This window comes from Micromonospora foliorum, from assembly GCF_022229015.1.
Classification (GTDB): domain Bacteria; phylum Actinomycetota; class Actinomycetes; order Mycobacteriales; family Micromonosporaceae; genus Micromonospora; species Micromonospora foliorum.
Genome location: NZ_JAKKFF010000084.1, coordinates 1 through 8,005 on the forward strand (window position 1 = coordinate 1; position 8,005 = coordinate 8,005).

Genomic DNA, 8,005 nt, shown 5'->3' on the forward strand with positions numbered 1-8,005 from the left:
GTCATGGGTGTCAGCCGTGTGCTCTTCTCTGCCACGTCGTCCCGCAGTCCGACCTCCGGGACGCGCCGAGACGGATCGGGCCCGGTCGGGTTCGCGCCCGACGGGTCGGCGGCCAGCAGTCGGATGCCGAGCCGGCCGAGCCCGTACACGTCGGCGCGCGTGTCGACCACCGCGCCCGGATCGTCCTGCTCGGGGGCCATGTAGCCCGGGGTGCCGGCCCGGGCGGTCAGCCCGGAGGCGGCGGCGAGCGCCTTGGCCAGGCCGAGGTCGGCGATCAGCACCTGTTCCGGGCCACCGGGGCCGGCGGAGCGGAACAGGATGTTGCCCGGGGTGAGGTCGCGGTGCACGACGCCGTGCCGGTGCAGCACGGCGACCCCGGCGCAGACCTCGCCGAGCAGCCGCAACGCCGCCGGCGTGGGGATCTCGCCAGCGGCCAACCGGTCCCGCAGGCTGCCCCCGTCCGCCCAGGCCAGGACCGCGTACGGGCGGCCGTCGGGCAGCTCACCGACGGCGTGCACCCGGATCAGCCGCTCGTGCTCCAACCGACGCAGCAACCGGGCCTCGTCGAGGAAGCGTTCCCGGACCCGCAGGTCGTGGCTCCAGTTCTCGGCCAGCACCTTGATCGCGACGTGCGCGTCGAGCGCCCGGTCGTGGCCCAGCCAGACCGTCGCGAACGAACCGACGCCGAGCAGTCGCTCGATGGCGTAGGGCCCGATCCGCAGTGGAGCCGTCACCGTGTCACCTCCGGCCAGCACGGTCGGTCGGCGTTTCTCTGCACAGTAGACCGGGTTGGCCGCGATCCCGACGAACCGTTGGCCCTGGCGCGGTGACTAAGAGGGCAGGAGACCCATCACCGAAGGAGCCATCATGAACCGTCCCGCGATCCTCCTCACCACCGCCGCGTTGGCGCTCGGCACGCTCGTCCCGGCGACCGTCGCCGGTCCCGCGGCGGCAGCACCCCTGCTCGGCGGCGCCGCGTCCGCCTCGGCGCCCGGTCCGCTCGCCGTTGCCGTCGGGCACAGCCACCCGGAGGTGCTCAGCGTTCGTGGCGCCGGCGTGTACCGCATCGGCGCCAGCCTGGCGTCGCTCACCACGAACGGGCACATCGACTGGACCGTGCCGACCTGCGGCGGGGTGGTGCACGCCGGCGCGGCTGGATCCTGGGCGGGCGTGATCCTGCTGGCCTTCCAGGACGGGCGACTGGTGGAGGTCGGCACGGCCACCGCGCCGCCACGGTCCCCCGCCGGCGCCACGGTCGGCATGTCCTTCGACGAGTTGGAGGCGATCTACGGCCGGCGAGGGTCGCTGGTCCGCAACGACGCGGGGGACGCCGAGGCGTACCTTGTCCGGGTCGGGTCGCGGGTGGAGCTGTTCACCGGGCACCCGATCCGGCCCGGGGTGGGCTACTTCCAGGTCGGCCCGGCCAGCTTCGTCGAGCGCAACTTCCGGCAGGGCGGGTCCTGCTGACTTTTCCCAGGTGCGGGGCGTCCGGTGTCGACCGGGCGCCCCGCACGTCGGTTCGGACCGAACGAAGGCTGGGGGGAGGTTGGGCGGACACGATGATGTCGTCGTAGACAACACTGTGTGCCACACAGTATGGTGTGACACATGGTTAGCGAGGACGTTCTACGGACGCACCTACAGGAGTTGCGTCGAGGCACCGTCGTGGTGGCCAGCCTGGTCGCGCTGCGCCGACCGGACTACGGCTACGCACTGCTGCAACGGCTCACCGACCACGGCTTCCCGGTCGACGCCAACACCCTCTACCCGCTGCTGCGCCGCCTGGAGGACCAGGGGCTGCTGACCAGCGAGTGGAACACCGCGGAGAGCCGACCGCGCAAGTTCTACCGGACCAGCGACGAGGGCGAGTCGATGCTGAACCGGCTCCTCGACGACCTCGCCGCCGTGCAGACCTCCATCACCGGGCTGATCCAAGGAGTGGACCGATGAACACCCTGACCGACCGCTACCTCGCCGCCACCCTGCGCTCGGTGCCCACCCAGCGCCGCGACGAGATCGCCACCGAGCTGCGGGCCTCCATCGAGGACATGATCGACGACCGCACCGGCGGCGGCGCGGACCCGACCGCTGCCGAGCGGGAGGTGCTCACCGAGCTGGGCAACCCGGACGTGCTGGCCGCCCGGTACGCCGACCGAGGGTTGCAGCTCATCGGCCCGACCTACTACCTGGTCTGGCTGCGGCTGCTGAAACTGCTGCTCAGCTTCATCCCGGCGCTCGTCGGCACGATCGTCGCCATCGTCAACGTCGCCGAGGGCAAGGGGTTCGGGGCCATCGGGCCGGGCATCGTCGTCGCCCTGCACGTGGGCGTGCACATCGCCTTCTGGCTCACCCTGACCTTCGCCATCATCGAGCGCTCCCAGACGACGGTGGACCTGCCCGGCTGGACTGTCGACCAACTGCCCGACGCCCCGGTGCACCGGGGCATCCCACTCGCCGACACCGTCGCATCGGTGATCATGCTGGTGCTGACCATCGCGTACCTGCCGTTTCAGCACTACCAGTCCTGGGTCCACGGCACCGACGGCGAGAACATCCCGATCCTCGACCCGGCGCTCTGGTCGTTCTGGCTGCCGGCGCTGATCGTCGTCCTGGCCGCAAGCGTGGTGGTCGAGATCGTCAAGTACCGGATCGCGCACTGGACGTGGGCGCTCTTCACCACCAGGGCGCTGCTCAGCCTGGCGTTCGCGGTGCCCTTGATGTGGCTGGCGCTCTCCGACCGACTCCTCAACCCGGCCCTGGCCGAGCGGCTCAGCTGGCTTGCGGACGCGGACAACCGCAACGTCCTCGGGGCGACCATCGCGGTGGGCGCGGCGGTGGTCGCGGTCTGGGACCTGATCGACACCGCCCTGAAGACCCGCCGTCAGACGGCGTGAGCGACATCCCGCACGACAGCCCGGCGCGTACCCCGCGCCGGGCCGTCGCCCGTCGGCCGGTCCGCGTGGGAACCGGCGCGCCCGGTCGGCGGGCCGGGCGGGGGGCGTGGCATCGTTCCCGGATGACCGTGGCACCGCGAGAGGGATGGCGCCGCCCGGGTCCGACGGCGGAGCAGCGCCGAAACGACCTCTGGATCGGCCTGGGGATGACCGGGCTGGCGTTGGTCAGCCTCACCCTGGCCCGCAGCACCGGCGCGTTCCTGCTGGGCCCACCACCATCCGGGCCGGAGCAGCTGTTCTGGACCGTCGCGGTGACCCTCCCGCTGATCTGGCGACGACGCCGGCCGACCGCGACCCTGCTGGTCGTCGCGGTGGCGTTCATCGCCGCGCAGGCGCGCTCGGCCCCGGAGAGCCAGTTCTCCTCCTGGGCCCTGTTCTGCGCCCTCTACACCGTCGGCGCCTGGGGGCAGGACCGCCAGCTGTCCCGCCGGCTGCGGATCGGCGTGATCGCCACGATGTTCGCCTGGCTCGGCCTCTACTACGCGGTGATGATCGACCACATTCCGGCGGACACCTTCGCCGACGCGGTCGGGCCGGTGCCACCGGTGCTCGCCGCGATGGTCAACGGTGTGCTGCTCAACGTGCTGGTCTTCGGTTTCGCGTACTTCTTCGGCGAGACCGCCTGGGTGGCCGCGCGCCGGGAGCACGAGTTGCGCGCGCAGGCCGAGGACCTGCGCCGGTCGCAGGCAGAGGCCCGGGAGCGGGCGGTGCTCGGCGAACGGGTCCGGATCGCCCGGGAGCTGCACGACGTGGTCGCCCACCACGTGTCGGTGATGGGCGTACAGGCGTCCGCCTGCCGCCGGGTGTTCGACCGCGACCCGGGCAAGGCCCGCACGGCACTGACCGCCATCGAGCAGAGCGCCCGCACCGCCGTCGACGAGCTACGCCGGATGCTCGGCGTGCTGCGGACCTCCGCCGACGCCGAGCCCCCGGCCGCTGGCGGCGTCGAACGGATCGGAGAGCTGGTCGAGCGGGCTCGGGCCGCCGGGCTGAAGGCCACCCTCGGGGTGTACGGCGACCCGGTCGCGGTGCCCGAATCCGTCTCCCAGGCGGCCTACCGGGTGACCCAGGAAGCGGTGACCAACACGCTGAAACACGCCGAGGCGGCCCTGCTCGACGTGCGGGTCCGGTACCTGGCCCGGGAGGTGGAGGTCGACGTGACCGACGACGGGCGGGGCGCTGGCCGGGTCAACGCCGTCGGGCTGGGCCTGATCGGGATGCGCGAACGGGTCACCGCCCACGACGGCGACCTGGAGGCCGGGCCCCGGGCCGGCGGCGGCTGGCGGGTACGCGCCCGCTTCCCCCTGGCGGCGTCGGACCGCCCGGTGGGCCCGCAACGGGACCCGGGCGACAGGGACCGGGCGGCAGCCGGGGCGGAGCCGTCAGCATGAGCGCGGCAGCCCAGCACGCACCCGACACCGGCCCGCCGGTCCGGGTGCTGCTCGCCGACGACCAGCACCTCGTCCGTACCGGCTTCCGGGTCATCCTGGAGGTGGAGGACGACATCGAGGTGGTCGGTGAGGCCGCCGACGGCGAACGGGCCGTCACCATGACCCGCGCCACCCGCCCCGACGTCGTACTCATGGATGTGGAGATGCCCGGGATGGACGGCCTGGAGGCCACCCGGCAGATCGTCGCCGACGGCCCCGGGGCGCCCGCGGTGCTGATCCTCACGACCTTCGACCGCGACGACTACCTGTTCGCCGCGCTGCGGGCCGGCGCCAGCGGCTTCCTGCTCAAGAACGGCACGCCGGAGGAGCTGGTCGAGGCGATCCGGGTGCTGGCCAGGGGCGACGGCCTGCTCGCCCCGGAGATCACCCGCCGGGTGATCTCCACCTTCGCCCGACCCGGCGACCCGGCGGGCACCGCCCACCGAGGCCCGGACGCCGACGCCGCGCTGGCCGAGCTGACCCCGCGTGAACGGGAGGTGCTGATGCTGCTCGCCGCCGGGTCGAGCAACGCGGAGATCGCCGCGACCATCCACCTCGGCGAGGCGACGGTGAAGACGCACGTGAGTCGCGTACTGGCCAAACTCGGCCTGCGCGACCGGGTGCAGGCCGTGGTGTTCGCGTACGAGAACGGGGTGGTCCGGCCCGGCGGGTGACCGGCGTCCGCCGCGAGGCGGACCCGTCCGCTCACCCGCCGGGCGGACGGCGCGGCGGCGTACTCGATCTAGCGTGGGTGCGTGACCAGAACGCTTCGCCTCGACGGCGTCGACCGCAGCTTCGGCGACCGTCAGGTGCTCAGGAACGTGTCCTTCGAGGTGTCCGCCGGTCGGATGACCGGTTTCGTGGGCGCCAACGGCGCCGGCAAGACCACCACCATGCGGATCATCCTGGGTGTCCTCGCCCCCGACGCCGGTGAGGTGAGCTGGGGCGGCACCCCGCTGACCCGGCAGGACCGTCGGCGCTTCGGCTACATGCCGGAGGAGCGGGGCCTCTACCCCAAGATGACCACCCGCGAGCAGGTGACCTACCTGGGCCGGCTGCACGGGATGGACGCCGCCGCGGCACGGCGTTCCACCGACGCGCTGCTGGACCGGGTCGGGCTCGGTGAGCGCGGCGACGACCTGCTGGAGACGCTGTCGCTGGGCAACCAGCAGCGCGCCCAGATCGCCGCCGCGCTGGTGCACGACCCCGAGGTGCTGGTGCTCGACGAACCGTTCTCCGGCCTCGACCCGCTGGCCGTGGAGACCGTCGTGGCGGTGCTACGGGAACGGGCCGCGGCCGGCGCGCCGGTGCTCTTCTCCAGTCACCAGCTCGACGTCGTGGAGCGCCTCTGCGACGACCTGGTGATCATCGGAGACGGGGTGATCCGGGCCGCCGGCAGCCGGCAGCAGCTACGTGACTCGTACACCGTGCCCCGCTTCGAGCTGGTCGTGGAGCACGACGCCGGCTGGGTACGCGACCACCCCGGGGTGACAGTGGTCGAGCTGGACGGCGCGCGGGTGGTCTTCGACCTGCCGGCCGGCACCGACGAACAGCCCGTGCTGCGGGCCGCCCTCGCCCGCGGCCCGGTCCGCGCCTTCCGCCCGGTCAGCCCCTCGCTCACCGAGATCTTCCGAGAGGTCACCCAGTGAACGTCACCCAGGCCACCCGGCTGGTCGCCGAACGCGAGATCCGGGTCAAGCTCCGCGACCGTACCTTCCTGTTCGGCACGCTGTTCTTCCTGCTGATCGCCGCGGCGGGCACCATCCTGCCGCCGCTGTTCTCCGGCGGGCCGTCCACCGTGGCGGCGACCGAGAGCGTGGCCGCGCCACTGCGCGCCGCCGGGCTGGAGGTCCGGGTCGTCCCCGACGACCGGGCCGCCGAGCAGGCCGTCCGCGACGACGACGTGGACGCGGCGGTGGTCACCGGACCGGCCGTCCTGGCCATGGACGACACCCCCGACGACGTGGTGAAGGCCCTGAGCACCCAGCCGGCCGTCCGCCTGCTCGACCCGGACGCGGTCGACCCGGTGGTGGCGTTCCTGGTGCCGTTCGTCTTCGCGTTCGTCTTCTTCATCACCTCGCAGACGTTCGGTGTGCAGATCGCGCAGAGCGTCATCGAGGAGAAGCAGACCCGGATCGTGGAGATCCTGGTCGCCGCGGTGCCGGTCCGGGCCCTGCTGGCCGGGAAGGTGGTGGCCGGGGCCATCCTGGCGTTCGCGCAGATCGCCCTGATCGCGGTGGTGGCGGTGCTCGGACTGCAGATCGGCGACAGCGGAGGTCTGCTCACCCTGCTCGCCCCGGCGATCGGCTGGTTCGTGCCGTTCTTCCTGATCGGTTTCGTGCTGCTCGCCGCCATGTGGGCGGCGGCCGGCGCGCTGGCCAACCGGCAGGAGGACATCGCCGCGGTGTCGACGCCCGTGCAGCTCGCCGTCATGCTGCCGTTCTTCGCGGTGATCTTCCTCAACGACAACGCCACCGCGATGCGGGTGCTGTCCTATGTGCCGTTCTCGTCGCCCACGGCCATGCCGCTGCGGCTGTTCACCGGCGACGCGGCCGGGTGGGAGCCGATCGTCTCGCTTGTCATCCTGCTGCTCGCCGCCGGCGCGTTCCTCCTCGCCGGTGCCCGGGTGTACGAGGGGTCGCTGTTGCGCACCAACGGCCGGACCTCGCTGCGTACCGCCTGGCGGGAGCGGGAGAGCATCGGCTGAGCGCGCGGGCGCCGGTGTCCGTGACGGGTTCCGGCGCCCGCCGTCGTACGGCACCGTTCCGCGCGCTGTTCGGAGGCTGCGAACAGGGCCGGCCCTCCTACGGTGGGTCCAGCGCACGGCGACGGCCTGGTTGTCGCCGGTTCCGGACAAGGGGTTCTCGATGACCGCACCGCACCGGGGTCACAGCGACGGCGACGGTGCGCACTGCCAGTGGCCGAAACCGCTGGTGAGCGACCAGACGTTGCGTGCCGTCCGGATGTTCCAGTACGGGTCCAGCGCCGTCCGGGGGTCGACGCCGAACCGGGACAACTCGCTGTCGGTGAACTGGAACAACCCCCAGCGCCGCGACCCGTCCGCGACGACCACCACTCGGTACGGGTCCAACTCGGACAGACACCGGGCCATCTCCACCGCCCCACTCGGGTCCTCCGGGAAGGTGCGCCGCAGGTACTTGCCGATCCGGTCCTCGGGCCAGGGCGCGGGCACCGTGGGCTGGCTCGCCAACTCGTCGAGCACCTGCCCGTCGGCGGTGCCGCTGACCGGCAGGCTGCCCAGGGCCTGGAAGGCGATCAGCCCACTGGTGGTGCCCGGGCCGAACCAGCCGTCCACCGGCACGTCCAGTCCCCGGGCCACCAACCGTTCCTGGAGGTCCAGCACGCACGGGCCGTACATGCCCTGGCGCAGGACCAGAGGGCAACCGTCGGTCGGCGAGCTGCTCGCCGTGGCGGTGAGCTTCGGCAGCAGCGTGCCGGTCGCGCCGATCGTCAGCACCGCGAGCACCGCGAGCACCGCCAGCCGGAGGCGGCGGCGGGTCGACCGGGGCGCCTCGGGTCGCGACCGCTCCGGCAGGACCGGCCTGACCGACGGTGTCAGCTCGTCGGACCGGACGGGGCCGGCGGACGGAGGCGCGTCGG

Annotated in this window: 9 protein-coding genes; 7 read left to right on the forward strand and 2 right to left on the reverse strand. The window is 72.8% G+C overall.

Annotated features, from left to right (window positions below):
* On the reverse strand, nt 1–734 hold a 734-nt coding region (locus tag PSH25_RS07950; protein WP_238658374.1), incomplete at its 3' end, for a serine/threonine-protein kinase.
* 133 nt (nt 735–867) lie between these two features.
* On the opposite strand from PSH25_RS07950, the gene PSH25_RS07955 reads away from it, so the two are divergent.
* The 7 genes from PSH25_RS07955 (at nt 868) to PSH25_RS07985 (ending at nt 7,091) form a co-directional block, all read left to right on the forward strand.
* Entirely contained in the window at nt 868–1,467 is a 600-nt protein-coding gene (locus PSH25_RS07955; protein WP_238658375.1) for a hypothetical protein, read from the forward strand.
* A 141-nt stretch (nt 1,468–1,608) separates the two neighbouring features.
* The gene (locus PSH25_RS07960; protein ID WP_238658376.1) at nt 1,609–1,950 is read left to right on the forward strand and encodes a PadR family transcriptional regulator; all 342 of its coding nucleotides are present in this window, start codon (nt 1,609–1,611) and stop codon (nt 1,948–1,950) included.
* On the forward strand, nt 1,947–2,894 hold the full coding sequence (locus PSH25_RS07965; RefSeq protein ID WP_238658377.1) for a permease prefix domain 1-containing protein: 948 nt from the start codon (nt 1,947–1,949) through the stop codon (nt 2,892–2,894). The genes PSH25_RS07960 and PSH25_RS07965 overlap by 4 nt, the downstream gene beginning before the upstream one ends.
* 122 nt (nt 2,895–3,016) lie before the next feature.
* Nucleotides 3,017–4,345 (forward strand): sensor histidine kinase, encoded by a 1,329-nt coding sequence (locus PSH25_RS07970; protein WP_238658378.1) that lies wholly within the window; start codon nt 3,017–3,019, stop codon nt 4,343–4,345.
* A complete protein-coding gene (locus tag PSH25_RS07975; RefSeq protein ID WP_238658379.1) occupies nt 4,342–5,058 on the forward strand; it encodes a response regulator in 717 nt (238 codons plus the stop codon). The genes PSH25_RS07970 and PSH25_RS07975 overlap by 4 nt, the downstream gene beginning before the upstream one ends.
* A gap of 81 nt (nt 5,059–5,139) precedes the next feature.
* Nucleotides 5,140–6,033, forward strand: coding sequence for an ABC transporter ATP-binding protein (locus tag PSH25_RS07980; protein ID WP_238658380.1), 894 nt, complete (start codon nt 5,140–5,142; stop codon nt 6,031–6,033).
* On the forward strand, nt 6,030–7,091 hold the full coding sequence (locus PSH25_RS07985; RefSeq protein ID WP_238658381.1) for an ABC transporter permease: 1,062 nt from the start codon (nt 6,030–6,032) through the stop codon (nt 7,089–7,091). Before PSH25_RS07980 ends, PSH25_RS07985 begins: the two co-directional genes overlap by 4 nt.
* Before the next feature lie 180 nt (nt 7,092–7,271).
* Here the strand turns inward: PSH25_RS07985 and PSH25_RS07990 are convergent.
* The coding region (locus PSH25_RS07990; RefSeq protein WP_238658382.1) for a peptidoglycan-binding domain-containing protein at nt 7,272–8,005 on the reverse strand (734 nt) is incomplete at its 5' end.